The organism is Arthrobacter sp. 135MFCol5.1 (assembly GCF_000374865.1).
Taxonomy (GTDB): Bacteria; Actinomycetota; Actinomycetes; order Actinomycetales; family Micrococcaceae; genus Arthrobacter.
The window spans coordinates 11,863-38,123 of the sequence record NZ_KB895452.1; the positions used below are offsets into that span (position 1 = coordinate 11,863).

General features: G+C 67.8%; 22 protein-coding genes and 1 riboswitch. Of the genes, 6 read left to right on the forward strand and 16 right to left on the reverse strand.

The genetic code is table 11. The features are described 5' to 3' along the window. Positions 1-2: 2 nt before the first annotated feature. The 10 genes from lepB (C563_RS0100070) to C563_RS0100115 all read right to left on the reverse strand — a co-directional run bounded on the left by lepB (C563_RS0100070) (position 3) and on the right by C563_RS0100115 (position 7,211). Positions 3-830: a signal peptidase I gene (gene lepB / locus C563_RS0100070; protein WP_018759994.1), complete on the reverse strand. Its 828-nt coding sequence runs from the start codon at positions 828-830 to the stop codon at positions 3-5. Further along, a complete protein-coding gene (gene lepB, locus C563_RS0100075) occupies positions 831-1,508 on the reverse strand; it encodes a signal peptidase I (protein ID WP_018759995.1) in 678 nt (225 codons plus the stop codon). A gap of 84 nt (positions 1,509-1,592) precedes the next feature. Next, complete coding sequence (gene rplS / locus C563_RS0100080) at positions 1,593-1,952, reverse strand: 50S ribosomal protein L19 (RefSeq protein ID WP_018759996.1); 360 nt, start codon at positions 1,950-1,952, stop codon at positions 1,593-1,595. A 244-nt stretch (positions 1,953-2,196) separates the two neighbouring features. Further along, entirely contained in the window at positions 2,197-3,009 is an 813-nt protein-coding gene (gene trmD, locus C563_RS0100085) for a tRNA (guanosine(37)-N1)-methyltransferase TrmD (RefSeq protein WP_018759997.1), read from the reverse strand. Then, positions 3,010-3,555: a ribosome maturation factor RimM gene (rimM, locus tag C563_RS0100090; RefSeq protein WP_018759998.1), complete on the reverse strand. Its 546-nt coding sequence runs from the start codon at positions 3,553-3,555 to the stop codon at positions 3,010-3,012. A gap of 119 nt (positions 3,556-3,674) precedes the next feature. Next, entirely contained in the window at positions 3,675-3,917 is a 243-nt protein-coding gene (locus C563_RS0100095) for an RNA-binding protein (protein ID WP_018759999.1), read from the reverse strand. A gap of 1 nt (position 3,918) precedes the next feature. Continuing rightward, positions 3,919-4,341: a 30S ribosomal protein S16 gene (rpsP, locus tag C563_RS0100100; RefSeq protein WP_018760000.1), complete on the reverse strand. Its 423-nt coding sequence runs from the start codon at positions 4,339-4,341 to the stop codon at positions 3,919-3,921. A 193-nt stretch (positions 4,342-4,534) separates the two neighbouring features. After that, positions 4,535-4,990: a hypothetical protein gene (locus tag C563_RS0100105; RefSeq protein WP_018760001.1), complete on the reverse strand. Its 456-nt coding sequence runs from the start codon at positions 4,988-4,990 to the stop codon at positions 4,535-4,537. Between the two features lie 162 nt (positions 4,991-5,152). Then, on the reverse strand, positions 5,153-6,028 hold the full coding sequence (locus tag C563_RS0100110) for a VOC family protein (RefSeq protein ID WP_018760002.1): 876 nt from the start codon (positions 6,026-6,028) through the stop codon (positions 5,153-5,155). Between the two features lie 100 nt (positions 6,029-6,128). Continuing rightward, a complete protein-coding gene (locus tag C563_RS0100115; RefSeq protein ID WP_018760003.1) occupies positions 6,129-7,211 on the reverse strand; it encodes an amidohydrolase family protein in 1,083 nt (360 codons plus the stop codon). Between the two features lie 80 nt (positions 7,212-7,291). After that, a riboswitch (TPP riboswitch) is annotated at positions 7,292-7,399 on the forward strand. Here C563_RS0100115 and thiC point away from each other — a divergent pair. Next, positions 7,395-9,245: a phosphomethylpyrimidine synthase ThiC gene (gene thiC / locus C563_RS0100120; RefSeq protein WP_043423619.1), complete on the forward strand. Its 1,851-nt coding sequence runs from the start codon at positions 7,395-7,397 to the stop codon at positions 9,243-9,245. It overlaps the preceding riboswitch by 5 nt. On the opposite strand, the gene C563_RS0100125 is transcribed toward thiC, so the two are convergent. Both C563_RS0100125 and ffh read right to left on the reverse strand, forming a co-directional pair. Then, positions 9,242-9,976: an alpha/beta hydrolase gene (locus C563_RS0100125; RefSeq protein ID WP_018760005.1), complete on the reverse strand. Its 735-nt coding sequence runs from the start codon at positions 9,974-9,976 to the stop codon at positions 9,242-9,244. The two genes, thiC and C563_RS0100125, sit on opposite strands and share 4 nt — an antisense overlap. 42 nt (positions 9,977-10,018) lie before the next feature. Next, positions 10,019-11,602: a signal recognition particle protein gene (gene ffh, locus C563_RS0100130; RefSeq protein ID WP_018760006.1), complete on the reverse strand. Its 1,584-nt coding sequence runs from the start codon at positions 11,600-11,602 to the stop codon at positions 10,019-10,021. An 84-nt stretch (positions 11,603-11,686) separates the two neighbouring features. Between ffh and C563_RS20740 the strand changes: the two genes are divergently transcribed. Beyond that, positions 11,687-13,105, forward strand: a complete 1,419-nt coding sequence (locus tag C563_RS20740) for a glucose-6-phosphate dehydrogenase (protein WP_043423620.1) — start codon at positions 11,687-11,689, stop codon at positions 13,103-13,105. 113 nt (positions 13,106-13,218) lie between these two features. Here C563_RS20740 and C563_RS0100140 read toward each other — a convergent pair whose 3' ends face one another. Together C563_RS0100140 and C563_RS0100145 are read right to left on the reverse strand one after the other, a co-directional pair. Then, on the reverse strand, positions 13,219-13,557 hold the full coding sequence (locus C563_RS0100140; RefSeq protein ID WP_018760008.1) for a P-II family nitrogen regulator: 339 nt from the start codon (positions 13,555-13,557) through the stop codon (positions 13,219-13,221). Continuing rightward, on the reverse strand, positions 13,554-14,909 hold the full coding sequence (locus C563_RS0100145; protein ID WP_018760009.1) for an ammonium transporter: 1,356 nt from the start codon (positions 14,907-14,909) through the stop codon (positions 13,554-13,556). Before C563_RS0100145 ends, C563_RS0100140 begins: the two co-directional genes overlap by 4 nt. A 276-nt stretch (positions 14,910-15,185) precedes the next feature. On the opposite strand from C563_RS0100145, the gene C563_RS0100150 reads away from it, so the two are divergent. Beyond that, positions 15,186-16,376: an MFS transporter gene (locus C563_RS0100150; protein WP_018760010.1), complete on the forward strand. Its 1,191-nt coding sequence runs from the start codon at positions 15,186-15,188 to the stop codon at positions 16,374-16,376. Between the two features lie 64 nt (positions 16,377-16,440). On the opposite strand, the gene ftsY is transcribed toward C563_RS0100150, so the two are convergent. Further along, on the reverse strand, positions 16,441-17,646 hold the full coding sequence (gene ftsY / locus C563_RS0100155) for a signal recognition particle-docking protein FtsY (protein WP_018760011.1): 1,206 nt from the start codon (positions 17,644-17,646) through the stop codon (positions 16,441-16,443). 83 nt (positions 17,647-17,729) lie between these two features. Further along, on the reverse strand, positions 17,730-21,317 hold the full coding sequence (gene smc / locus C563_RS0100160; protein WP_018760012.1) for a chromosome segregation protein SMC: 3,588 nt from the start codon (positions 21,315-21,317) through the stop codon (positions 17,730-17,732). A 227-nt stretch (positions 21,318-21,544) separates the two neighbouring features. Here smc and C563_RS0100165 point away from each other — a divergent pair, with 227 nt between their 5' ends. The 3 genes from C563_RS0100165 to C563_RS0100175 are packed head-to-tail and all read left to right on the forward strand — an operon-like array spanning position 21,545 to position 26,261. Continuing rightward, positions 21,545-22,567: a 3-oxoacyl-ACP synthase III gene (locus C563_RS0100165; protein ID WP_026264216.1), complete on the forward strand. Its 1,023-nt coding sequence runs from the start codon at positions 21,545-21,547 to the stop codon at positions 22,565-22,567. Beyond that, positions 22,561-25,269: an alpha/beta fold hydrolase gene (locus tag C563_RS0100170; RefSeq protein WP_026264217.1), complete on the forward strand. Its 2,709-nt coding sequence runs from the start codon at positions 22,561-22,563 to the stop codon at positions 25,267-25,269. Before C563_RS0100165 ends, C563_RS0100170 begins: the two co-directional genes overlap by 7 nt. Then, positions 25,266-26,261 (forward strand): NAD-dependent epimerase/dehydratase family protein, encoded by a 996-nt coding sequence (locus C563_RS0100175; protein ID WP_018760015.1) that lies wholly within the window; start codon positions 25,266-25,268, stop codon positions 26,259-26,261. The genes C563_RS0100170 and C563_RS0100175 overlap by 4 nt, the downstream gene beginning before the upstream one ends.

The following is a 26,261-nucleotide window of genomic DNA, read 5'->3' on the forward strand; positions in this document are numbered from 1 at the left end:
GGTCAGCGGGCCGCCGGGACGTTGCGGAACACGTCCGGGTAGTTGTCCAGGGTCTTGATCCGGTTCAGCGGCCACGCTATGACGGCGGCCTTGCCCTCAAGGTCCTTGAGGTCGATGAAGCCGCCGTCGTTTTCCATGTGTGACCGGGAATCCGCCGAATGGTTACGGTTATCGCCCATCACCCACACTTTGCCCTCCGGAACGGTGACGTCAAAGTTACGGACCTGCGGGACTTCGGCGGGGTTGATGTAGGTCTCGTCCACGGCGGTTCCGTTGATGGTCAGTTTACCGCCGGCGTCGCAGCACACCACGTGGTCGCCGGGCAGCCCGATGACCCGCTTGACCAGGTGCTGGTCGGTGTTGTCTGGCAGCAACCCCACAAACGTCAGGCCGTCCTGGACCCACGTGAACGGCCCCTGGGTTTTTGCTGCTGTTGGCGGCAGCCAGCCCTTGGTGTCGCGGAACACCACCACGTCCCCTCGGCTGAGCGCAAACGGCTCCGGGACGAGGAGATTGACGAAGATCCGGTCGTCCACATCAAGGGTGTTCACCATGGACTCGGACGGGATGAAGAACGCCCGGAAGAGGAAAGTCTTGATGAGGAAGGACAGCACAACGGCGATGACCACGACGGTGGCAATCTCCTTGAGCCACCCGAGCAAAGGGTTGCCCGTGGCCTTTCCGGCCGGTTTGGAGCGGGAGCCGCCCTTCCGGTGGGAGTTCGTGCCGGCCTCGGGACTGTCGCCCGGCTCTGCGGGGGTTGGAACGGCCTGGTTCCCTGCGGCGCCGTCATGGCGCGGTTCAGGATTCCGCGCTGGGTTCTCGGGCATTTACCGTCCGTTCTGTGTTGTCGGCCCCACCACTGGCGGCCGCTCTACTGGAGCAAATCTATCAAGGGGCCACAGGATCTGGACCGGCCGGCCGATGACGCGCTCCAGCGGGACCATGCCGCCTCCTGGAGCTCCCAGCAGGCTGCGCGAATCGGCGGATACCGACCGGTGGTCCCCCATCAGCCACAACCTGCCCTCGGGGACCACCGAGTTGAACTTCTGCGTGCTCGGGACCTCTCCGGGAAAGATGTACGGCTCATCCAGCGGTACCCCGTTCACGGTGACCTTGCCGCCCGCGTCGCAGCAGACCACCGTATCGCCCGGGAGGCCTACGACCCGCTTGACGTAGGTGGTGTCGCTCCCGGTGAGGCCCAGCCACTGGGCGAGGCCGCCCACTGCGTCCATCAGCGGACCCCTGCCGCTGTTCAGGGGCGCGAACGTACCGCGTCCGTCAAAGACGACGATGTCCCCGCGCCTGATGGGGTCGGCCTGGAAATCGGTGCGCGAGACCAGGATCCGGTCACCGCCTTGGAGCAGCGGCTCCATGGACTCGGAGGGAATGTAGTAGACATCGATCCACAAGGAGCGCACCACGCCGCTGATGGTGACGGCAAGGACCAGGGCCAGGAACACAAAACGCCAGCCCATGGTGCGGGGCTGGCGTTTTGTCTGGTGCATGGTCCGTATCCTGGCGCTGGTGGATTGCTCCGGCGCTGGCCGGTCACGGCCGCGTCCCAGCCGAGTGGCAAGTCCGAAAGGAACTTACTTGCCGGTGGCGAAGTCGCGCTTTTCCTTGATCTTCGCAGCCTTACCGCGCAGTGCGCGCATGTAGTAAAGCTTGGCGCGACGGACGTCACCCTTGGTAACGACCTCGATCTTTTCGATGATCGGGGAGTGCACCGGGAAGGTACGCTCCACGCCGACACCGAAGGAAACCTTGCGGACGGTGAAGGTTTCGCGGACGCCATCGCCCTGGCGGCCCAGGACGAAGCCCTGGAACACCTGGACACGGGAGTTCTTGCCTTCGATGATGTTCACGTGGACCTTGAGGGTATCGCCCGCGCGGAATTCGGGAACATCGTTGCGCAGCGAAGCTGCATCGAGGGAATCGAGAATATGCATGGTTGCACTCCTGGTGAACGCCACAGGTCATTCACTTTGGGTCACGGCAGGCAGGTCCGGCCGCCGAAAAGCGGGCCGGATTGTTGCCGCCGAAGTAAAGGGGTCCGGCCGCTTCAATGGTTGATGAGGCCGGTTGTCCGGCTGTTGGCCGCGCTACCCCCTGTGGCAGGTGCGGACCCAGCAGACACAAAGACCAATTTTGCCACAGTGCAGGGGTTACGCCAACTCGGGTCCGGCGCGGAAGCTATTCCTGTACCCCCGGCCCGGCGTCCGGGCGGCGGGCCAACCTTCCGGCCACGATGTCGAATCCCAGGTTGTGCAGTTCGGTGCGGTCGGCACGCGGAAGATTGCCGGCGTCGAACGCCTCCAGGAGGTCCGGGCGGCGTTCGGCCGTCCTGCGGTATTGCTCGTGCCGGCGCCACTGCGCGATCTTGCCGTGGTTTCCGCTGAGCAGGACCGCGGGGACCTCGCGGTCCCGCCATACGGACGGCTTGGTGTAGACCGGATATTCCAGCAGGCCGTCGGAGTGGGACTCCTCAACCAAGGACTCAGGGTTGCCCACCACACCCGGCAGGAGCCTGCCGATGGCCTCGACCATGGCCAGGACAGCGACTTCCCCGCCGTTGAGCACGTAGTCGCCAAGGCTTACGGGGCGGACGGTGAAGTGCTCCTGCGCCCACTCGATGACGCGCTCGTCGATGCCTTCATAGCGGCCACAGGCGAAAGCAAGGTGCTCTTCCTCTGCCAGTTCATAAGCCAGGGCCTGCGTGAACCTCTCGCCGGCGGGAGAGGGAACGATCAGGACAGGTTTGTGCTGCGGATCGGGACGGCCCTGGGCCACCGCTGAGAGGGCCTGCGCCCACGGTTCGGGCTTCATGACCATCCCCGCGCCTCCGCCGTACGGAGTGTCGTCCACGGAACGGTGCTTGTCGGTGGTGAAGCTGCGGAGGTCGTGGACGTGCAGGTCCAGGATCCCGTCCTGGCGGGCCTTGCCGATCAGTGAGAGCTCCAGCGGGGCAAGGTATTCGGGGAAGATGCTGACGACGTCGATCCGCATCTATTCCCGGCCTTCGGGTTCCGGGGATGCGGCGTCGCCGGCGTTCAGTTCAAAGAGGCCGTCCGGCGGGGTGAGCAGGACGAAGCCCTCCTCAAGGTTGACCTCGGGCACAATCTGCTCCACGAAGGGGACCAGGATCTCTTCGCCCGCCGGGGTGGTCACGGTCAGCAGGTCCTGGACGGGCATGGTGGCCAGGGCTGTCACCTTTCCCACCACCTGTGAGCCGACCCGCGCCTGGAGGCCGACGAGTTCGTGCTCGTACCAGCCTTCGTCGCCATCTTCGTCGAGTTCTTCCGTCTCGATGAAGAGCTTGGCGCCGCGGAGGGTTTCGGCCTGGTTCCGGTCCTTCACTTCCGCGAAGCCCAGGAGCAGGATGTCCTTGTTCCAGCGCGCACTGTCCAGCGTCAAGGGCCCGGACGCGGCGGGTTCAACGACGAACTCCGTGCCGGGGACAAACCTGTCGTCGGGGGCATCGGTCAGCACCTGGACCGTGACTTCCCCGCGAATGCCGTGCGGCTTGCCGATCCGCGCCACCTGAAGCTGCATCTGTTCCTCTGTTCCGGGTTGTGGTTGGTGTGGGGTGAAAGCACTGTGTTGATCAAAGCAGTCCGGCCCCTCCACCAGGTGGTGGAGGGGCCGGAGCAGAACTAAGTGTTGCCGAGCGCTCAGCGGCGGCGGTCGGTATCGACGACGTCGACCCTGACCGGTTCGCCGCCGGCCAGTGCTGCCACCACGGTGCGCAGTGCGCGTGCGGTGCGGCCCTGGCGGCCAATCACCCGTCCGAGGTCATCCTGGTGAACCCGCACTTCGAGGGTGTCCCCGCGGCGGTTGTTCTTCGAACTGACCTTGACGTCGTCCGGGGAATCAACGATTCCACGGACCAGGTGCTCCAGCGCTTCTGCCAGCAATCTACTCAGCCTCGGTGGTCTCAGCTTCGGCGTCGGCCGGGGCCTCGGCAGCGTCAGACTTGGAGGCCTTCTTGGTGATGGCTTCCGGGATGATGACCGAGCCCTTCTCCGGAGCTACGAAAGCGTCCTTCGCGACCTTGGTCTTGAGGGTGCCTTCCTGGCCCGGGAGGCCCTTGAACTTCTGCCAGTCACCGGTGATCTTCAGGATGGCGGCAACCTGCTCGGACGGCTGGGCGCCGACGGACAGCCAGTACTGGGCACGCTCGGAGTTGACCTCGATGAACGAGGGCTCTTCGGTGGGGTGGTACTTGCCGATCTCCTCGATGGCGCGGCCGTCACGCTTGGTGCGTGAGTCCGCGACGACGATGCGGTAGTACGGGGCGCGCATCTTGCCGAAGCGCTTAAGGCGAATCTTTACGGCCACTTTTGTGGTCACTCCTGTTTCAGAAAAGGGGTGAACCCGGCGTTCTGCACCCGTGGGGCGGGCCGTACTTGCGGGTTCGAAGGACAGGATCCGGACGCGGAGAGAGGGGCCACGCAGATCGAGTACCTGTTTATTGTGCCAGATCAGCGAACTTATTTCGACTCGGCGTCGCCGCGCTTCGCGCCGGCGCCGGTCAGGCGGACCAGACGTACAGCCCGGTCCGCTCGGCGTCGTCCAACCCGGCCGCGAGCCTGGCGAGCTGCTCCACGTAGGTACGGGCCTGGGCCGCGCCGAAGGGCATGTCGTCCTGCGCGGCCCACTGCTCGGCGACGTCTTCGAGGACGTTGCCCTCGCCTTCGGTCTCGTAGGACAGGAGGTCGGCCAGCGCACGGACCATGGCAGGCGGAACTGCCAGGAGGGAGTCACTGGCGACGTCCACCATGGTCAGCTCATAGTCGGCACCACCGGCGTGGACAGCAGTCCCGGCGAGGTCGCCGAGCTGTTCGATTTCGAAGTCGCTGACTCCCTCGATCCGCACGGCCTGGCTGCCAGGACCGACGTTCGCCGCGGGCGCGCTCCCTGCATCAAGGAGGCCGGCGCGTTTGAGCGCGGCGTCATGGGTGGCAACAAAGATCTCGGTGAAGCCCATGGCTGTTTGCCCTTCTTCCGTTGGCGGAACTGCGCGCCGGGCGCTGCCCGCGTCCCGGCCGTACTGAATCAGCCTAGTAGCTGGGGACCGGCAGGGGCACGCGCCGGGCCGGGCCGCACAGGACAGTTCTCGGCGCTGGCCGGCCTCCGCCGGCAGCGCAGCTCAGCGGACGGCCACCCGCAGCCGGTTGCGCCACGGATCCTCGAACCGGAGTTCGGCGCCGGTGTGGTGCGCGGTCACTCCGGCGACCTTGAGGCGGTCAGCCAAGGCGCCGACGTCGTCCCCTGAAGGAACTTCGATGAGGACTTCGCCCAGCCCAAGGGTGTCCTTGCGGGGGCCGGCCCCGCGGCTGTTCCAGACGTTCATGGCCATGTGGTGGTGGTACCGCCCGGCGGAAACGAACAAGGCCTGCCCGTGCCAGCCCGCCGTCTTTTCGAAACCGAGGGTGCCCACGTAGAAGTCGCGCGCCGTCTGGACGTCTCCCACCTGGAGGTGGACGTGCCCCACGCCTGCGGCCGTCACGCGCTGGCCTTCGAGCGATTCCTCGGTGAGGTGCTGGTCCAGGTAGCGCTGCGGGGGAAGGGCAAGGCTGTCCATCACCACGTCCGTCCCGTTCCAGGACCAGTTGCTGCGCGGCCGGTCCCAATACAGTTCGATGCCGTTGCCTTCCGGATCGGTGAAGTAGAAGGCTTCGCTGACCAGGTGGTCGGCGCTGCCGGTGAAGGACATCGGCTCGTATTGGGCCGCAGTGGCGATGGTGGCGGCAAGGGAGGCCTGGTCTTCAAACAGCAGCGCGGTGTGGAAGAGTCCGGCCTCTCCCCTGCCGGGCAGGTTCAGCCCGGGGGCCGGGGCCAGGTGCACCAGGGGGCGGCCAAGGCGGCCGAGGTACAGTCCGCCGTCCTGCTCGGCCACCACGTCCAGGCCGAGTGCGCGCTGGTAGTAGTCGGTCATGACCTTCATGTCCCCCACTTTGAGCATCACCGTGCCCATGGCGAGGTCGGCAGGAAGCAGGTCCTGGCTGTTGGCTGATGCGGTCATTGGAGGCTCCTTGGATTGGCGGCCGTCCCGATGGCGGCCTGTCACTTCTTAAAATTACTTGAAGCTTCAATTTATTCCAAGTCCCGGGGGCCACGTTGGGTCAACGGATAATGCGGCCGCCCAGCACGACGTGTTCCAGCCTGCCGATGGTCTCCGGGACCGCCCGTGGGTCCTCACGACAGACGATCACATCGGCGCGTGCGCCTTCTTCCAGGCCGTCCGCTCCGAGCCAGCGGCGGGCTGCCCAGCACGCTGCATCCAGCGCTGCAGTCATCGGCAGGCCCGCACCGTGCAGGGCGAGGATTTCGTCCGCGATGCGGCCGTGGCCGATGACGCTGCCGGCGTCTGTTCCGGCGAAGATGCGCACCCCCGCTGCGTGGGCCTCGGCCACGCGCTCCAGCCTCCGCTCCCAGAGGGACCGCATGTGGGCTGCGTACCGTGGAAACTTCGGCTCCGCTTGGGCGGCAATGTCCGGGAAGGTGGCGATGTTGATGAGGGTGGGCACGATCGGCACGCCCTGCCCGGCGAACCGGGGCAGGTGCCGTGGCAGCAGCCCGGTGGCGTGCTCGATGCAGTCGATGCCGGCGTCGAGCATCTGGTCCAGGGTGTCTTCGGCGAAGCAGTGGGCCGTCACCCGGGCACCTTCGTCGTGTGCAGCCTGGACCGCGTCGCGGACGACGGCGGCAGGAAAGGACGGCGCCAGGTCACCGGCGCCCCGGTCGATCCAGTCCCCCACCAGTTTGACCCAGCCGTCCCCGTCCCGGGCCTGCTTGCGCACGGCCTCAACGAGGTCCTCGGGTTCGACCTCGTGGGCGAAACCGCGCAGGTAGCGCCGGGTCCGGGCAATGTGCCGGCCGGCGCGGATCAACACCGGGAAGTCCGTGCCGCCCTGCATCCAGCGCGTATCGGCGGGCGAACCCGCATCACGGACCAGGAGGGTTCCGGCGTTGAGGTCCGCAAGCGCCTGTTCCTGCGCTACGGCGGCCTCCACCGGACCGGCCGGCCCCAGCCCGATATGGCAATGGGCGTCCACGAAGCCCGGCAATACCCAGCCGTCGAGTACCCGGTCGGGTGGCTGTGCGGGCCGGCGGAACGTGAGCTTGCCGCCCACGGACCAGAGTCCCTGCCGCAGGCTGTCCGGTGCAGCCAGGACGGGTCCGCGAAAGTGAATTATTCCTGCCATCCGGGCATCCTTTCGTTGCCCGGTCAGGCTAGCATCATCGATTGTTACAACGGGCTTCCGAAGGGCTGTGGTAGCTTCGTTGCTGACCACACGGGTGCCCCTGCAGGGGCTGAGATCGGGCTGCCGCAGCCTGCGACCGTTGAACCTGTCCGGGTAATGCCGGCGAAGGAAGTGAGTATTCCCTTGAGTACACAAAAAACCCAGTTGAACCCTGCCCTGGTGCCGTCCGGTTCCGATGCGGCCAACGGTCCCGGCACCGGATCCAGTGGCGAATCCCAAGTGCGGGTGACGCAGTCGCTGAAGTCGCATTCACTGGCTTACATCGACGACGCCGGTTCCGGCATCCGGGTCCCGGTCACCGAGATCGCGCTGGAGCCATCACCCAACGGGCAGCCGAACGCACCTTTCCGGACCTACCGGACGGCCGGACCGGGAAGCGACCCCGTCCGCGGCCTGGAGCCCTTCCGTGCCGAATGGATCGTGGCGCGCGGGGACACCGAGGCCTACACCGGCAGGGAACGCAACCTGCTCGACGACGGCCGCTCGGCCGTGCGCCGGGGCGCTGCCTCCGCGGAGTGGAAGGGCGCCCGGCCGGTGCCCCGCCGCGCCGTCGACGGCCATACGGTGACCCAGATGCACTACGCCCGGCAGGGCACCATCACGCAGGAAATGCGTTTCGTGGCGCTGCGGGAAAACTGCGACGTGGAACTGGTCAGGAGCGAGGTAGCCGCCGGTCGGGCCATCATCCCGAACAACATCAACCACCCTGAGTCCGAGCCCATGATCATCGGCAAGGCGTTCCTGGTGAAAATCAACGCCAACATCGGTAATTCTGCCGTGACGAGCTCCATCGCCGAAGAGGTGGACAAGCTGCAGTGGGCCACCCAATGGGGTGCCGACACGGTGATGGACCTGTCCACGGGGGACGACATCCACACCACCAGGGAATGGATCATCCGCAACTCCCCTGTCCCGATCGGAACGGTTCCGATCTACCAGGCACTGGAAAAGGTCAACGGCGAAGCCAACGCGCTGACCTGGGAAATCTTCCGGGACACCGTCATTGAGCAGTGCGAGCAAGGTGTGGACTACATGACCATCCACGCCGGTGTCCTGCTGCGGTACGTCCCGCTCACCGCCAACCGGGTGACGGGCATCGTCTCGCGCGGTGGTTCCATTATGGCCGGCTGGTGCCTGGCCCACCACCAGGAGAACTTCCTGTACACGCATTTTGACGAACTTTGCGAAATCTTCGCGAAGTACGACGTCGCGTTCTCCCTGGGGGACGGGTTGCGGCCCGGCTCCACGGCGGACGCCAACGACGCGGCGCAGTTCGCTGAACTGGATACGCTGGCCGAGCTGACGCAGCGCGCGTGGGAGTACGACGTCCAGGTGATGGTCGAAGGCCCCGGGCACGTGCCGTTCCACCTGGTCCGGGAAAACGTGGAGCGGCAGCAGGAGCTGTGCAAGGGTGCGCCGTTCTACACACTCGGTCCGCTGGTGACCGATGTCGCGCCCGGCTACGACCACATCACCTCGGCAATCGGGGCCACCGAAATCGCACGGTACGGCACCGCCATGCTCTGCTACGTCACGCCCAAGGAACACCTGGGCCTGCCCAACAAAGACGACGTGAAGACCGGCGTCATCACGTACAAGATTGCGGCCCATGCAGCGGACCTGGCCAAGGGCCACCCGGGGGCGCGCGAGCGGGACGATGCTTTGTCCAAGGCCCGGTTCGAATTCCGCTGGCGCGACCAGTTCGCGCTGTCGCTGGACCCGGAGACGGCGGAATCGTTCCACGATGAGACGTTGCCGGCCGAGCCCGCCAAGACAGCGCACTTCTGCTCCATGTGCGGACCCAAGTTCTGCTCGATGCGGATCAGCCAGGACATCCGGAATGAATACGGCTCGGCTGAGGCGCAGGCGGCGCTCACTGAGGCGGCGTCGGGGATGCGGGCGAAGAGCCAGGAGTTCCTGGCCGCCGGCGGCAAGGTCTACCTTCCGGAGTTGCAGGTGCCCGCCGGCAGCTAGGAGGCCCGGGCCGGCTCGCTGCGGCTGACCTCGCCGATGAACTGCCTGATGGTCCGGTCGCCTTCCACCGAATCATGGGGCCGGTGCCCGCCCGCGGCAACGCGGTGCAGGGCACCGGTCTCCCGCAGGTAACCGGCAATCTCCTCGTACAGCGGCTCCCAGCCCCCGGTCAGGACCAAGGTGGGGACCCCGGGAACAATATGCAGGGGCGCTTCCCACGACGGGACCTGGAGCCGCAGCCGGCGCGCGGACCGTTTCTCCTCCGCGGTGGCAGGCTGCTGCAGGTCCGTGGCATAGACCCGCCGGACGAACTCCCGTTGGAAGTCCTCGTCACTGAGCTGGTGGCGGACCTCGAGAAGCGGCTTCATCAGGCTGATGTGTGCCGCCGTGGCCGGCAGCTCCGCGGTCAGGGAGAGGCACGCCGGTTCCACCAGGGTCAGGGAGTAGACGAGGTCGGGGCGTTCGACGGCCGCCATCATGGCAGGAATGGCTCCCTGGGAGTGCGCCACCACGTGTCCGCCGGCGGCGCCGCGGCCATCATCGGCCAGGGACCGCAGCACGATGGCAGTGTCCTCCGCAAATGATGATTCCACCGGCTCCGCGACGGCGTCATAGCCCTGCCTGCGAAGGAACAGGGCGTCGAAGGACAGCGCCATGCCGTGCTGGCGGGGCCACGCGGCGGCGCCGAAAGCACCGGCGCCGTGCACGAAAACTACCCGCTGCTTGAACATGACCCAACCCTATTCCACGGCACCGACATCCGTGGGGAACCGCTACTTGCCCAGGAACTTGTCGAAGCCCTTGGGGAGGTTCAACTGCGACGGATCGAAGTCGCCGCCCTGCTGGCCGAAAGCGGCACCGGTGGGCAGCGCCTTGCCCGCATTGGCGCGCCGGGCCTCGGCCTCCTTGCGTTCCTGCGCAGCCTTGGCCGGATTGCCGGACTTCGCCTTCTTCTTCGGCGCGTTCTTGGCGTTCTTCCGCGCACCCCCACCGGCACCGGGCATACCCGGCATCCCGGGCATTCCCGGCATGCCGCCCTGGGCCATCTTCTTCATCATCTTCTGGGCCTGCGCAAAGCGTTCCAGCAGGCCGTTGACCTCGGAAACGTGGACGCCGGAGCCGCGGGCGATGCGCGCCCGGCGGGAGCCGTTGATGATCTTCGGGGCGAGGCGCTCGTGCGGCGTCATGGACCGGACGATTGCCTCGACGCGGTCGATTTCGCGCTCGTCGAACTGCTCCAGCTGCTGCCGGATGTTCTGCGCGCCCGGCATCATCATGAGCATCTTCTTCATGGAGCCCATGTTGCGGATCTGCTGCATTTGGGCGAGGAAGTCCTCGAGGGTGAAGTCTTCCTGGTCGGCGAACTTCTTCGCCATCCGGGCTGCTTCGTCTTTGTCCCAGGACTTCTCGGCCTGCTCAATGAGGGTGAGGATGTCGCCCATGTCCAGGATGCGCGAGGCCATCCGGTCCGGGTGGAAGAGTTCGAAGTCGTCCAGGCCTTCGCCGGTGGAGGCGAACATGACCGGCTTCCCGGTCACCGAGGCGACCGACAGTGCGGCACCGCCGCGCGCATCGCCGTCGAGCTTGGACAACACGATGCCGGTGAAGTTGACGCCCTCATCGAAGGCGAGGGCCGTGTTGACCGCGTCCTGGCCGATCATGGAGTCGATCACGAAGAGGACTTCGTTCGGGACGATGGCGCGGCGGATCTGGCGGGCCTGCTCCATCATGTCCGCGTCGACGCCCAGGCGGCCGGCGGTGTCCACGATCACGACGTCGTGCAGGGTGCGCTTGGCTTCCTCGACGCCGGCACGGGCGACGGCGACCGGGTCACCGGCAGGGTGGTCCAGCTCGGTGGACGTGGCGCCGGGGTGCGGGGCGAAAACGGGCACGTTGGCGCGCTGGCCCACCACCTGGAGCTGGGTGACGGCGTTGGGGCGCTGGAGGTCGCAGGCCACCAGCATGGGGCTGTGGCCCTGGGCCTTCAGCCACTTGGACAGCTTGCCGGCCAAGGTGGTCTTGCCTGCACCCTGGAGGCCGGCCAGCATGATGATGGTGGGGCCGCTCTTGGCCAGCCGGATCCTGCGGGTTTCGCCGCCCAGGATCTCCACGAGTTCCTCGTTGACGATCTTGACGATCTGCTGGCTGGGATTCAGGGCAGCCGAGACCTCGGCGCCGAGCGCACGTTCGCGGACCTTCCCGGTGAACTCGCGGACCACCGGAACGGCGACGTCTGCGTCCAGCAGGGCACGGCGGATCTCGCGGACCGTGGCATCGACATCGGCCTCGGTGAGGCGGCCCTTGCCGCGGAGATTTTTGAAGGTTGCTGTCAACCGGTCAGAGAGTGAATTGAACACGCGCCGTGAACTTCTTTCAAGAGATGATCGGGACTCGACTACCTAGGGTATCAAGTCAGCCACGTCAGATGGCATGCTGGCAAAATGACGAGCCAAACATCTGTGCAGACCTTGCTCATCCTCGGCGCCTCCGGCGACCTCACCGGCCGGCTCCTCCTTCCCGGCCTTGCCCGGCTGGCGGCGGCGGGCCGGGCGGAAGGGCTCCGGCTGGTGGGTGCCGGATCGGATCCCTGGACCAAGGAACAGTGGCAGGACCGGGTCCGCTCGTCCTTCGCCGCCGCAGCCGGCGCAGCGGACGGCCCGGGGAAGGAAGCCCTCGAAGCACTGCAGGAGGAAACGGCGTACCACCAGGTGGATGTCACGGCCAAGGGTGCCCTGGCGTCCCTGCTGGCAGGGCTCAAGGGCCCTGTGGCCGTCTACTTTGCACTTCCGCCACGCATCAGCCAGCAGGCCTGCGAGACACTCCAGCCGGAGGAGGTTCCCGAGGGCACCCGGCTGGTCATGGAGAAGCCGTTCGGTTCCAGCGAGGAGTCGGCGCGCTCCTTGAACCGTACGCTCGCCCGACTGGTTCCGGAGGACCACATCCACCGCGTGGACCACTTCCTGGGCAAGGCGACAGTGCTTAACATCCTGGGCCTGCGGTTTGCCAACAACTTCCTGGAGCCGGTGTGGAACCGGCAGCACGTGGAGAAGGTGGAGATCTTCTTCGATGAGGACCTTGCCCTTGAGGGCCGGGCCCGCTACTACGACGGTGCCGGCGCGCTCCGCGACATGATCCAGAGCCACTTGCTGGAGGTCATGGCCCTCATGGCCATCGAACCTCCAGCCACTATCGGCGAGCGCGACCTCCGCGACGCGGTATCCAGCGTGCTGCGGGCCAGCAGCGTCCGTACACCGTTCACCGGCACTACCCGCCGGGCGCGCTATACGGCGGGATCGATTGCAGGGAAGGCCGTCCCCGACTACGCAAAGGAGGCGGGGGTGGATCCCGGCCGAGGAACGGAGACGCTTGCGGAGATCCAGGTGGACATCGACAACTGGCGCTGGCGGGGAGTGCCGTTCATCCTGCGTTCCGGGAAGGCGCTGGGCGACAAGCGCAAGGAGGCGGTGGTCACCTTCCTTCCCGTACCCCACCTGCCGCGGGGATTCACGGGGGTGGACTCCCCCAACCAGCTGCGGATCGGGTTTGGTCCGGACACGCTGGAGTTCGACGTCGACGTCAACGGCCCGGGGAACATTTTCAGCCTGGGCCGGGTCACGTTGGAGGCGGAGTTGAGTGCCTCAGACCTGCTGCCGTACGGGGAGGTGCTGGAGGGCGTCCTGACCGGAGACCCGTTGCTGTCTGTCCGCGGCGATACCGCGGAGGACTGCTGGCGGATCGTGGAGCCGGTGCTCACGGCGTGGGCGAAGGGTGAGGTCCCGTTGGAGGAGTACGACGCCGGTTCGGCCGGCCCGGCATCGTGGCCCACCAACCGCGAAACGGGCGCGGGCGGCGGCGACTGATAAGGGAAGGGCACCAGCACAGGGAAACAGCACAGCGGGCGGGAACCTTTCGGTTCCCGCCCGCTGTGCTGTTTCGTTCTGTTGTTCCTGGCCCCAGGACCGGTGTGGCCTGCCTAGATGGCGGCTACTCCGCGTTCCCCGGTCCGGACGCGCACTGCTTCATGGACGTCGATGGTCCAGACCTTGCCGTCCCCGGCCCGGCCGGTGTTGGAGCTGGCGATGATCACGTCCAGGATGTCGTCTGACTGTTCGTCGGTGGCCAGGACTTCAACGCGGATCTTGGGAAGCAGGTCCACATTGTATTCGGCTCCTCGGTACACCTCGGTGTAGCCGCGCTGGCGTCCATATCCGCTGGCCGCGCTGACGGTGAGTCCTTGGACCCCGTAAGCTTCCAGTCCTTCCCGGATGGTTTCGAGCTTTTCCGGCCTGACGATTGCAGTGATCAGTTTCATGCCCCCACGCTTTCCTTGCCTGTTGCCGGCTGTGCCTGCTGTGCTCCGGCTGCGGATTCCCGGCTTTCCGCCTGGGTCTTGCCCGTCACCATGTCGTGCAGCGGCTGGAAGCTGCCACCGTGGCCGCCGACGCCGAACTCGTAGGCGGTCTCGGCGTGCAGGCTGAGGTCTGCGCCGGCGATTTCCTGGTGCTCGGAGATACGGAAGCCCATGGTCTTGTGGATGGGGTAGGCGATGATCAGGGTCATCACCGCGGTGAAGGCGATGGAGAGCAGCGCTGCCAGGACCTGTGCCACCAGCTGGGTGGCGCCGCCGCCGTAGAACAGGCCGGCAGCCCCCTGGTCCGGGGTGGCGAGGAAGCCGATGGCAACGGTGCCGATGACACCTGCGACGAGGTGGACGCCCACAACATCCAGGGAGTCGTCATAACCGAGCTTGAACTTCAGGCCGACCGCCAGGGCAGAGGCGATACCGGCGACGACGCCCAGGGCAATCGCGCCGAGCGGGGAGACGTTGGCGCAGGCCGGGGTGATGGCGACGAGGCCGGCCACCACGCCTGAAGCAGCGCCGAGCGAGGTGGGGTGTCCGTCCCGGATGCGTTCCACAGCGAGCCAGCCCAGCATCGCGGCGGCCGGGGCTGCCAGGGTGTTGATCCAGATCAGGCCGGCCTGTTCCACGGTGGCGGCGGCGCCGGCGTTGAAGCCGAACCAGCCGAACCACAGGATGGCTGCGCCGAGCATGACGAACGGGATGTTGTGCGGGCGGTGGTTCGGGTCCTTGCCGAAGCCCTTCCGGTTACCAATGATCAGCACCAGCACCAGGCCGGCAACACCGGCGTTGATGTGCACCACGGTGCCTCCGGCGAAGTCGATGACCGGAGCGAAGGTCTGGCCGAACCAGCCGTCCTTGGAGAACAGGCCGCCGCCCCACACCATGAAGGCCAGCGGCGCGTAGACCAGCGTGGCCCAGATCGGCGTGAAGATCACCCAGGCCGAGAACTTTGCGCGGTCCGCGACGGCGCCGGAGATCAGGGCGACGGTGATGATCGCGAACGTTGCGGCGTAGCCCACCTTCAGCAGGTCCGCCGGGTCCGTGAAGTTGTGCAGGCCGAAGTGGCTGAACGGGTTGGCGAAGATCTGGAAGAAGTTGTCCTCGTTGCTCGTGGACATGGAGGCGCCCCACAGCACCCACGTGATGCCGACCGTTCCGATGGCGACGAAGCTCATCATCATCATGTTCAGTGCCGACTTGGCGCGCGTCATGCCGCCATAAAAGAATGCCAGGCCCGGGGTCATGAACAGCACGAGTGCTGCCGCAACCAGGAGCCAAACGAGACCTGCGGTGAGTTCCATGGCCTACGTCCTCTCTTGCTTTCGGTGCGGACTTGTCCGCCTGCCAACGCCTTTTTGCGTCCTGTAATGAGTTTGTGGGTGGCGTGTTTCGGCCGCGGAGGATTTAGATTGCGGGCCTGTTACAACAACCTCTAGGAAGTAAATGGTGCATATCCGCCTTGTTACGGTTATGTTTCCGCACTCGCGCAGCCACCCGGCTCCCTTTCCAGCAAGGACTTCAGCACCATGACGGCACCACCCCCGGTAAACGGCGCCACCGCAAGGATTTGGGCCCGCATGAGGCCGCAACGGGAGAAGCTTCCGCGGGACATCAAGGTGATGCTGGCCGCAGCGTTCCTCATCGCCCTGGGATTCGGCCTTGTTGCCCCCGTATTGCCGCAATTCGCAACAACCTTTGGCGTAGGAAACACCGAGGCCGCCGTCATCGTGGCGATCTTCGCGTTCATGCGCCTTGCTTTCGCCCCTGCCGGGGGTGCGCTGATCGGTAAACGCGGCGAACGCCCCGTTTACGTCGCAGGCCTGTTGATCGTGGCGCTGTCCACTGCGGCGTGCGCGTTCGCCCAGGACTACTGGCAGCTCCTGCTGTTCCGCGGCCTGGGCGGCGCCGGCTCGGTAATGTTCACCGTTGCCTCGATGGCCCTGGTGATCCGGTTGGCGCCCCCGGAAAGCAGGGGCCGGGTATCGGGCGCCTATGCGTCGGCGTTCCTGATCGGAAACGTCTGCGGCCCGATCGTGGGAGGACTGCTGGCGGGGTTGGGCCTGCGGGTCCCGTTCCTGGCGTACGCGGGGGCCCTGCTCGTGGCAGCCTTCGTGGTGCAGACCCAGTTGAGCCATCAGCGCCGTGGCACCGGCGAGGCCCGGGAACGCGCACCGGACATGCGTTTCGGCGATGCCCTGTCAACCGGAACCTACCGGTCGGCGCTCCTGTCCAGCTTCGCGAACGGTTGGGCAACCTTTGGCGTCCGGATGGCAACCGTGCCGCTGTTCGCCGCGGCCGCTTTTGGGGCGGGGCCGCAGGCGGCAGGCCTGGCGCTGGCCGTGTTCGCGGCCGGGAACGCGGCCGCCCTGGCCTTCTCGGGCCGGCTCGCTGATTCCCTGGGGCGCAAGCCCATGATGATTTCCGGGCTGCTGGTGGCCGGCCTGTCAACCGCGTCGATCGGTATCACCCACGATCTGCCCTGGTTCCTCGCGGCGTCGACGCTGGCCGGCGTCGGATCCGGTCTTTTCGGTCCTGCGCAGCAGGCCGCCGTGGCGGACGTGATCGGCAACGGGCGTTCCGGCGGCAAGATGCTGGCCGCCTACCAGATGACGTCCGACGTCGGGGCGATCGTGGGACCGGTCGTGGCGGGCCTGCTGGCGGACGGCCTGGGTTTCGGCTGGGCGTTCGCGGTCACCGGCGCCATGCTGCTGCTGGCGGCCGGCGGCTGGTTGCCCACCCGGGAAACCCTCCGGGTTAAACCCAACTGACTCGCATTTGTTGTCGTTGTGAGCCCTCAAAACGACAACAAATGCGAGCCAGCGGGGCGGGCAGCTAGTTCAGCAGGGCGTCAACAAAGCTTTCGGTATCGAACGGGGCGAGGTCGTCGGCGCCTTCGCCCAGGCCCACGAGTTTGACGGGCACGCCGAGCGCCCGCTGGATGGCGACGACGATGCCGCCCTTGGCTGTTCCATCCAGTTTGGTCAGCACGATGCCGGTGATGTTGACCACCTCGGAGAAGACCCTGGCCTGGTTCAGGCCGTTCTGGCCGGTGGTGGCGTCCAGCACCAGCAGGACCTCGTCCACCTCGGCCAGCTTCTCCACCACGCGCTTGACCTTGCCCAGTTCGTCCATCAGGCCCACCTTGTTCTGCAGGCGCCCGGCGGTATCGATCATGACGACGTCGACTTCCTGCTCGATGCCTGCCTTCACCGCTTCGTAGGCGACCGACGCAGGATCGGCGCCGTCGATGTCGGACTTCACGGTGGGAACGCCCACCCGCTGGCCCCAGGTTGCCAACTGCTCGGCGGCGGCGGCCCGGAAGGTGTCCGCTGCGCCGAGCAGGACGTCCTTGTCCTCGGCCACCAGGACCCGCGCGAGCTTGCCTACGGTGGTGGTCTTTCCGACGCCGTTGACGCCCACCACCATCATGACGGCGGGCTTGTCCGCATGCCGCTCCACGTTCAGGCTGCGGTCCATGGTGGGGTCGACCAGTTTGATGAGTTCTTCGCGGAGCATGGCTTTGACGTGTTCGGGGGTCCTGGTGCCCAGGACCTTGACCCGCTCGCGGAGTGCATCCACCAGCTGCATGGTGGGTTCGGTGCCCAGGTCAGCGAGCAGGAGTGTTTCCTCCACCTCGTCCCAAACGCTCTCGTCGATCCGGTCGCTGGACAGCAGTGCCAGCAGGCCCTTGCCCATGATGTTGTTGGAGCGGACCAGCCGTTCCCGCAGCCGGGTAAGGCGCCCTGCGACCGGCAGCGGTGTTTCGACCGGAATGGTTTCGAGTCCGGCGGCATCGTCCGGGACGGTGGTGGTGTCGACAACGTCGGTGCCGGCACCGCCGGGGGTCCCGCGTTCGATGGTTCCGGTGCTGTCATCCACTGCCGTGCCGCCCCCGGAGCGGACCTCGGGATCGTTCGCGTCCCGGGTGTCCGGGTAGCGGGTGATGTTCCTCCGCGTCTTGATCAGGACCGGGATCAGCGCGCCGATGACCACCACGGCAGCAAGGATGGACAGGACAATGGGAAGGATGTCATTCACTCCCCTAGCTTCTCATACAGGGTCCGCCCGGTCCGGGCCCCCGGCGGGGCGCCTGACCTGCTCCGATGCCGGAGGTGTGGCTGCTATACCTCGGCCCCGAGCCGCTGGCTGATGACGGTGGAGACGCCGTCGCCCCTCATGGTGACGCCGTAGAGCGCGTCCGCCACTTCCATGGTCCGCTTTTGGTGGGTGATGACGATCAGCTGGCTGGACTCCCGGAGCTCCTCGAAGATGGTGATCAGGCGCCCCAGGTTGGTGTCGTCCAGCGCCGCCTCCACCTCGTCCATGACGTAGAACGGGGACGGCCGGGCCTTGAAAATGGCCACCAACAGGGCCACCGCGGTGAGTGAGCGTTCGCCGCCGGAGAGCAGGGAGAGCCGCTTGATCTTCTTGCCGGCCGGACGGGCCTCCACGTCAATGCCGGTGGTCAGCATGTCGGCGGGGTCGGTGAGGACCAGGCGCCCCTCGCCGCCGGGGAACAGCCGCTCGAAGACCCTGACGAACTGGGCCTGGGTGTCCTCGAAGGCTTCCGCGAACACCCGTTGCACCCGGTCATCCACCTCTTTGATGATATCGAGCAGGTCCCGGCGGGACGCTTTGAGGTCTTCCAGCTGGGTGCTGAGGAACTGGTGCCGCTCCTCCAGCGCCGCGAATTCCTCCAGCGCCAGCGGGTTGACCTTGCCCAGGCTTGCGAGGTCCCGTTCGGCCCTCCGCAGCCGCTTCTCCTGTTCCTGCCGCACGTAGGGTTTGCCTTCGCGGATCTCCTCGCCACCGGCATCGACAGGAGCACGAAGGGCAGCCCATTTGTCGCCGGACTCTTCCGCCGGGACCGGCACGGGGACGTGCGGTCCGAACTCCGCGACCAAGGCCTCCGGCGTGATGCCCAGTTCGTCCACGGAACGGGTTTCCACCGCCTCGATCCTGGCCCGCTGCTGGGCCCGGGCAAGTTCGTCGCGGTGCACATTGTCTGTGAGGTCCGCCAGTTCGCGGGCCAGGGCGTCGTTGGATTCCCGGATGTCCCGGAGCCCGCGGTCCCGCAGCTCCCGGTTCTCCTCTGCGAGGTCGCGTTCGTGCCGGGCGAGCTCGACGGAGACATCCACATAGCCAAGGGCCATCTCCACGCCCGCGGAAACGGCTGCGGCCCGCCGGGCCTGGATGCGGCGGCGCCGCGCGCGTTCGGCCGCTTCCTCCCGTGCCCGGCGCTCCGTGGCGGCCGCGCGGTCCAGGGAGGCTGCCCGGTTGCCGGTGGCTGCCAGTTGCTCCTCGGCGCTGCGCAGGGACAACCGTGCTTCAACCTCGGCGGCGCGGGCGGCCGACACGGCTCCCGCCAGCTCATCGCGGTGTTCGGTGGAGGGTTCCTGCTCGACGGGAGCTTCCTGGGCCGCCGCGAGCCGGGCGGTGATGGCTGCGAGCGCCTCTTCCTCGGCGGCCACGTTCTCTTCGGCGCGGGCCAGGGAGGCTGCCAGTCGGTCGCTTTCTCCGACGGCGCTGCGCAGGACCGAATTGAGGTGCCCCAGGCGTTCGGCAACGGCGGCGAGCCGGGCATCGGATTCATGCAGCCGGTCCAGGGCAGCGTCCGCGGCCTCCTGCGCCGCGGCGCGCCGGGCCTCGGCGGCGGCCAGGGCGAACCTGTTCCGCTCCAGGTCCGCCGTCACGGCCGACAGCTCACGCCCGGCGTCGTCCACGGCCGCCTGAACCTCCAGGAGGGATGGTGCTTTGGCCGATCCGCCAGTGGCCGAGACGGCGGTGAACACGTCGCCCTCCCGGGTGACGGCCGTCAGGCCGGGCTGCGAGGCCACGAGCGCCGCCGCCGCATCCATGCCGGGGACGACGACGGTTCCGGACAGCAGGTGCCGTACCAGGGAGACCTCCACCGCCGGGCCGTCCACCAGTCCGGCAGCCCACCGGGCCTCGCCGGGAAGCTCCAGGTCCGGGGCGTCCTGTGGCTGGTCCACGTCCGCGGACGCCAGGAGGAGGGCCGCGCGGCCGCCGTCGTCGTCTTTTAGGGCCTGCAGGACCGCGGCCGCCGTGCCGGCGTCGTGGACGAGGACAGCATCCGACGCCTGCCCCAGTGCAGCAGCGATCGCGGCCTCGAACCCGGCGTGCACGGTGAGTGCGGCGGCGAGGCTGCCCCGGATGCCCGGAAGACCGGACTCCAGCGCGTGCCGGGCGCCGTCCTTGCGGTCAAGGCCGAGTTTCAGGGCGTCCAGGCGCGCGACGAGGGCATCGCGTTTGCGAATTCCTTCGTTGACTGCGGTCTTGAGGCCGGCGATGTCGCCCAGCACCGCATCGAGCACGTCACTGGCGGCCTCGTACTCGGCGTCGAGGGACTCCTCTCCCTCCTCCACTCCCGCCACCTGGTTTTCCAGGGCCGTGAATTCGGATTGTGCCTTCGCGCGCCGTTCGGTGCCGGCGGCAAGGGATTCGCGGAGCCGGCCCAGCTCCGCCTGGGCTGACTCCACCCGGGACCGTGCCGCTGCGACCTGCCCGGCGAGGCGCGCCAGGCCTTCCCGGCGGTCAGCGGCCGCCCTCAACTGCGCGGTGAGCCGCTGGTCCTCGGCGCGCGCAGCCTGTTCGGCGTCGGCCTTCGCCGTGCTTGCGGCGTCCAGGACTCCGCGACGGCGCACGATGTCCGCTTCGAGTTCGGCCACCTCCTGCCGCACCCGTGCGGCTTGGCGTTCCAGTTGTTCCGGGTCCCGCCCGGACGGTGCCGGGGCGTCGTCGGAGCCCAGCAGGCGGCTCCGTTCGGTGGCCAGGGTGCCCAAGGAACGGAGCCGTTCCCGGGCGGTGGAGAGCCGGTACCAGGTGTCGCGGGCAGCGTTGAGCCGGGGGGTGGCCTCCGCGGCCAGCTGTTCCAGCGCGGCCTGCTGCCTGCGGCCGGCTTCAAGTTCCTGTTCGACGGCGGTCCGCCGGGCCTTGAGCGCGGCTTCGTCGGCCACGTCCTGTTCCAGGGCCTGCTGGAGCTGGACAAGGTCATCGGCCAGGAGGCGTGCCCTGGCGTCCCGGACATCGAACTGGACACGCTGGGCGCGGCGGGCCACTTCCGCCTGCTTGCCCAGCGGCGTGAGCTGGCGGCGGATCTCCCCGGTGAGGTCCGTCAGCCGCTGGAGGTTGGCCTGCATAGCCTCCAGTTTGCGGACCGTCCGCTCCTTGCGCCGCCGGTGCTTGAGGATGCCGGCCGCCTCTTCGATAAATCCGCGCCGGTCCTCCGGGGTGGCGTGCAGGACCCGGTCCAGCTGCCCTTGGCCCACAATGACGTGCATTTCCCGGCCCAGCCCGGAATCGGACAGCAATTCCTGGATGTCCAGCAACCGGCAACCGGCTCCGTTGATGGCGTACTCGGAACCTCCCGTCCGGAACAGGGTCCGCGAAATGGTCACTTCGCTGTATTCGATGGGCAGGGCGCCGTCGGTGTTGTCGATGGTCAGCGAGACGTGGGCGCGTCCCAGCGGCGGCCGGCCGGACGTCCCGGCGAAGATAACGTCCTCCATCTTGCCGCCGCGAAGCGTCTTGGCCCCTTGCTCGCCCATCACCCAGGCCAGGGCATCAACCACGTTGGACTTGCCGGAGCCGTTGGGACCCACGACGGCGGTGACGCCGGGTTCGAAGTCGAAGGTGGTGGCCGACGCAAAGGACTTGAACCCCCGGACGGTGAGGCTTTTGAGGTGCAAGGCTTTCCTGGTCTCCTGGCGGGGGTAGGGAACGATGCTGGAACCGGCTCCCTATAATCTACTGCGCAGGAGCGACATTTCCCGTCCAGCACTCCGCGGCCGGCGGCGGCGCCCCCGGCCAATATGCATGATCGGGCGCAGCAAAGGCATAGTTAAGCTCTTGGGCCTGCACTGATGTGGGTACAGTCACCGCGTGGCTGCAGGACAAAAACGAAGAGGGGCTTGAATTGGCAGGTAACGCAACCTTCCGGCACAGCAATACCGCGCTGCTTTCCGTAAGCAGCGTCGAGGCTCCGCGGATCGTCAGCTCCACGGATTTCGACCGCAAACTGGCCTCCACCCTGCAGAGGCTGAAGTTTCCGCCGCGGCTGCTCGAGCGCGTGGCCGGTATCACGCACCGCCGCTGGTGGGCCGCGGGGACCTCCTTCGATGATGCTGCCATCGAAGCCGGCGCCAAAGCTTTGGCCGAGGCGGGCATCGAAGCGTCGGAGGTGGGCCTGCTGATCAACACGTCAGTGACGCGGCGGAACCTGGAACCATCCGTTGCGGTGAAGATCCATCACGGACTCAGCCTGCCGTCGTCGGCCATGAACTTCGACCTCGCCAATGCCTGCCTGGGGTTCGTCAACGCCCTGACCCTGGCCGCCAACATGATCGATTCCGGCCAGATCCGGTACGCAGTGATCGTTAACGGCGAGGATGCCCAGCTGACCCAGGAAGCCACGCTTGCCCGGCTGCAGCGCCCCGAAACGACGCGTGACGATTTCAACCGGGAATTCGCCACCCTGACGCTCGGTTCCGGGGCGGCCGCCGCCGTCCTGGGTCCGGCGGACCAGCACCCGGGCGCCCACCGGATCGTGGGCGGTGTGATGCGGGCCGGCACCGAGCACCACGAACTCTGCGTGGGCGGCATCGACGGCATGGCCACCGACACCAAGGGCTTGCTCGACGGCGGCCTGCAACTGGTGGTCGATGCCTGGCATGAGGCCCAGCCGGAGTGGGACTGGGCGGAGATGGACCGCTACGTCACGCACCAGGTGAGCAATGCCTACACCCAGGCGATCATCAACGCGATCGACCTTGATCCGGACAAGGTACCCATCACCTTCCCGCACTGGGGCAACGTGGGCCCCGCGTCGTTGCCGATGACGCTGGCCGCCGAGACGCAGACGCTGGGAAGCGGTGACAGGGTCCTGTGCATGGGCGTCGGTTCGGGCCTGAACACCGCAATGCTGGAAATCGTCTGGTGACCGCGGCCTGGCCGGGCGTGGACGCCGAATGGTCGCGCCGGATCGAGGTTCCGTCCACCGCTGCCGCGGACCCGGCAGGCACGGTGCGCCGCTGGCATGTGCTCGATAACGGCCCGCAACTGGAGCGGCTGGGCCTGGCCCCGGCCGGAACCCTGCTGTGCGTGCACGGCAACCCCACCTGGTCCTACCTCTGGCGGAGTTTCCTGGCCGCCGGAACCGATCCGGTCCATCCCTGGCGCGTGGTGGCGGTGGACCAACTGGATATGGGCTTCTCCGAACGCACCGGTGTGTTCCGCCGCCTCGCCGACAGGATCAGGGACCTCGGCGACCTCACCGATGCGCTGGGCCTGCACGGTCCGGTGGTCACCGCCGGCCACGACTGGGGCGGCGTGATCAGCCTCGGCTGGGCCCTGGCCCACCAGCACCAGCTCGCCGGCGTGGTCCTCACCAACACCGCCGTCCACCAACCCGGCAGTTCCCGGATCCCGGCCGCCCTGCGCCTGGCGCTGCACCCCGCCGTGCACAAGTGGGGAACCACGACGTCGGACGCTTTCCTGCGGGTGACGCACTCGCTCGCCAGCCCGCCGCTGCCCGCGGATATCCGCGATGCCTACATGGCCCCCTACCGCGGGGCTTCCCGCCGTGAGGGGGTGGGAAACTTCGTCGCCGATATCCCCGTGGACGCATCCCATCCCAGCCATCCGGAGCTGGCGCGTGTGGCCGAGGGCCTGCGCGGCCTGGACGTCCCCGTCCTGATGTTGTGGGGCCCGCGGGACCCGATCTTCTCCGACCGGTACCTCAAGGACCTCATCCAACGGATACCCGCAGCCAAGGTGCACCGCTACGAGGGCGCCGGACACCTGCTCGCGGAAGACCGGGACATCGCACCGGCCGTCTTCGACTGGCTCACCGCCAACATCGCCGGCAGCGGTGCCGGGACGGACGGAACCGGGGCGGCCGGCAGTGCCGGGACGCAGGGCACCGGACAGGGCCACCCCGTCCCCGCCGCGCAGGACCCGTTCCGCCCCCTCTGGGCACTCCTCGGTGAACTGTCGGCCGGTCCTTCCGGTACCGGGACCGCCATTTCCGAGATGGCGCCCGACGGCAGCGCCGGCCGCTCGCTCACCTGGGCAGAACTGGAAAAAAACGTTGCCGACGTATCGGCCGGGCTCGCCGGAATGGGCGTCGGCAGCGGAAGCCGCGTGAGCCTGATGGTCCCTCCCGGCGTGGACCTCACGGTGGCTCTCTATGCCTGCCTGCGCCTGGGAGCCGTGGTGGTGGTGGCCGACGCCGGACTGGGCACCAGGGGGCTCAGCCGTGCCGTAAAGGGTGCCACCCCGGATGTCCTGGTCGGGATCGACAGGGCACTGGCGGCAGCCCGCGCCCTCGGCTGGGCTGCCAGGCTCGTCAGCGTGCACGACCTGCCCGCCGCGCGCCGCCGCATCCTTGGGGTGGAAACGTCCCTCACCGCCTTGGCACGGGCAGGTGCCCGCAGTGGACACCGCACCGCCGACGGGCCGGACCCGGACCAGCCCGCAGCCGTCCTGTTCACGTCCGGTTCCACCGGACCCGCAAAAGGCGTCGTCTACACGCACCGGCAGCTGGCAGCGATGCGCGACACCGTGGCGGAAACCTTCGGGATCCATCCGGGTGACCGGCTGGTGGCGGGCTTCGCACCGTTCGCCCTGCTGGGGCCGGCCCTGGGCGCCGTCTCGGTGACGCCCGCCATGGACGTCACGGCCCCCCGAACCTTGACGGCACGTGCCCTCGCCCGAGCGGCCGCGGCTGTTGACGCAACGGTGGTCTTCGCCTCCCCTGCGGCACTGCGCAACGTCCTGGCCACCCAAGACGGCCTCACCACCGGCGACGCCGCGGCGTTGTCCCGCGTCGAACTGCTGCTCTCCGCCGGCGCCCCGGTTCCTGAACCCCTGCTCGCCGGGGTGCAGCGGATGCTGCCCCGGGCCTCGCTGCACACGCCGTACGGAATGACCGAAGCCCTTCCCGTCACCGACATCAGCCTCGAACAAATCCGGGCCGCCGGTACCGGGAACGTAGCGGGGGCCGGCAACGGGGTTTGCGTGGGCCTGCCCGTCCATGGCGCCCGGGTTGCCATCCTCCCGCTGGCCGCGGACGGCACGGTTCCCGGCGACGGCAACAGTCCCGGGGCCGAGCCCGTGACGGCGCCCTGTGTCACCGGGGAGATCCTGGTCAGCGCCCCGCATGTCAAGGACTCTTACGACCGGCTCTGGCTCACCCAGCAGGCGAGCGCGGCCACGGCCGGCTGGCACCGCACCGGGGACGTGGGACACTTCGACGCCGAGGGCCGGCTGTGGGTGGAAGGGCGCCTGGCGCACATCGTGACGGCTCCGGGGTCGGTGGTAACGCCGGTGGGCCCCGAACAGGCCATCGAATCCCTGGACAGTGTCCGAATGGCCGCCGTCGTGGGAGTGGGACCGGTGGGGACCCAGGCCGTCGTCGCGGTCGTGGAAACCGTGCCGGCCGTCCGCAAGGCCGGTCCCGCTGATCCCCACCTGGCCGCACGGGTGCGTGCGGCGGCGGCCGCAGCCGGCGTGTCCGTTGCAGCCGTCCTGGTGGTGCCCGCCCAGCCCACAGATATCCGCCACAACGCCAAAATCGACCGGACCCGCCTGTCCCTCTGGGCGGCGAAGGTGCTCGCCGGCGGCCGTCCGGGAACGCCATGAAGGTCCTGGTCACCGGCGCGAGCGGGCTCCTGGGCCGGGAGGTGGCCGCTTTGCTGGTACGCCGGGGCCACGCCGTGGCCACCTTCCAGCGGCGTCCCTCCAGGGTCGACGGCGCCGAGGACCGTTGCGGCTCCCTCACCGACGATGCAGCGGTCCGGGACGCGGTACGGGACATGGCCGCGGTGGTCCACCTTGCCGCCAAGGTTTCCTTCACCGGCCGTGCAGCGGACTTTGACGAGGTGAACGTCCAAGGAACCCGGCGCCTGCTTGACGCCGCCCGCGAAGCCGGGGTGCGGGACCTGGTGTACGTGTCATCCCCCTCCGTGGCCAACACGGGCGCCGCAATCGCCGGGCAGGGCGCCGAACCGGCGGACCCCGGGCACGCGCATGGGAACTACGCGCGCACCAAGGCCCGCGCCGAACTGCTGGCCCTCGCAGCGGACGCCCAGGACTTCCGCACCACCGCGGTGCGCCCGCACGTCGTATGGGGTCCGGGAGACACCCAGTTGGTGGAGCGTGTGCTGGAGCGGGCCGCGCGGGGCCGGCTGCCACTGCTCGATGCCGGCGCTGCCCTGATCGACACCACGTTCATTGACAATGCGGCGGCCGCCATCGTCGTGGCACTGGACCGCATGGGGCACGTCCACGGCAAGGCCCTGGTGGTCACTAACGGGGAACCCCGGCCTGTCGGGGAGCTGCTGGCAGGCATCTGCGCTGCAGGCGGAGTGCCGGCTCCGTCGTGGTCCGTGCCCGGCAGGCTTGCGCGGAGTGCCGGCTCGGTGGTGGAACGGGCCTGGCTCCGGTTTGGCCGCCAGGAGGAACCTCCCATGACGGCCTTCCTTGCCGAGCAGCTGTCCACGGCCCACTGGTTCGACCAGCGAGAAACCCGGAGGCTCCTGGACTGGACCCCGGAGGTATCGCTGGACGAGGGTCTGGCACGGCTGGCCGGCTACTACCAGCCAGGTTCAACGGCCGGCCCGCGGCGCACCTGA

Bases quoted from the DNA above. Each gene is read 5' to 3' on its own strand.
- C563_RS0100140 (WP_018760008.1), bottom strand. From the start codon at position 13,557: ATGAAACTGATCACTGCAATCGTCAGGCCGGAAAAGCTCGAAACCATC.
- lepB (WP_018759994.1), bottom strand. From the start codon at position 830: ATGCCCGAGAACCCAGCGCGGAATCCTGAACCGCGCCATGACGGCGCC.
- C563_RS0100175 (WP_018760015.1), top strand. From the start codon at position 25,266: ATGAAGGTCCTGGTCACCGGCGCGAGCGGGCTCCTGGGCCGGGAGGTG.
- C563_RS20740 (WP_043423620.1), top strand. From the start codon at position 11,687: ATGACGAGCCAAACATCTGTGCAGACCTTGCTCATCCTCGGCGCCTCC.
- C563_RS0100125 (WP_018760005.1), bottom strand. From the start codon at position 9,976: ATGTTCAAGCAGCGGGTAGTTTTCGTGCACGGCGCCGGTGCTTTCGGC.
- C563_RS0100115 (WP_018760003.1), bottom strand. From the start codon at position 7,211: ATGGCAGGAATAATTCACTTTCGCGGACCCGTCCTGGCTGCACCGGAC.
- C563_RS0100110 (WP_018760002.1), bottom strand. From the start codon at position 6,028: ATGACCGCATCAGCCAACAGCCAGGACCTGCTTCCTGCCGACCTCGCC.
- trmD (WP_018759997.1), bottom strand. From the start codon at position 3,009: ATGCGGATCGACGTCGTCAGCATCTTCCCCGAATACCTTGCCCCGCTG.
- C563_RS0100150 (WP_018760010.1), top strand. From the start codon at position 15,186: ATGAGGCCGCAACGGGAGAAGCTTCCGCGGGACATCAAGGTGATGCTG.
- C563_RS0100145 (WP_018760009.1), bottom strand. From the start codon at position 14,909: ATGGAACTCACCGCAGGTCTCGTTTGGCTCCTGGTTGCGGCAGCACTC.
- rimM (WP_018759998.1), bottom strand. From the start codon at position 3,555: ATGCAGCTTCAGGTGGCGCGGATCGGCAAGCCGCACGGCATTCGCGGG.
- C563_RS0100105 (WP_018760001.1), bottom strand. From the start codon at position 4,990: ATGGGCTTCACCGAGATCTTTGTTGCCACCCATGACGCCGCGCTCAAA.
- lepB (WP_018759995.1), bottom strand. From the start codon at position 1,508: ATGCACCAGACAAAACGCCAGCCCCGCACCATGGGCTGGCGTTTTGTG.
- rplS (WP_018759996.1), bottom strand. From the start codon at position 1,952: ATGCATATTCTCGATTCCCTCGATGCAGCTTCGCTGCGCAACGATGTT.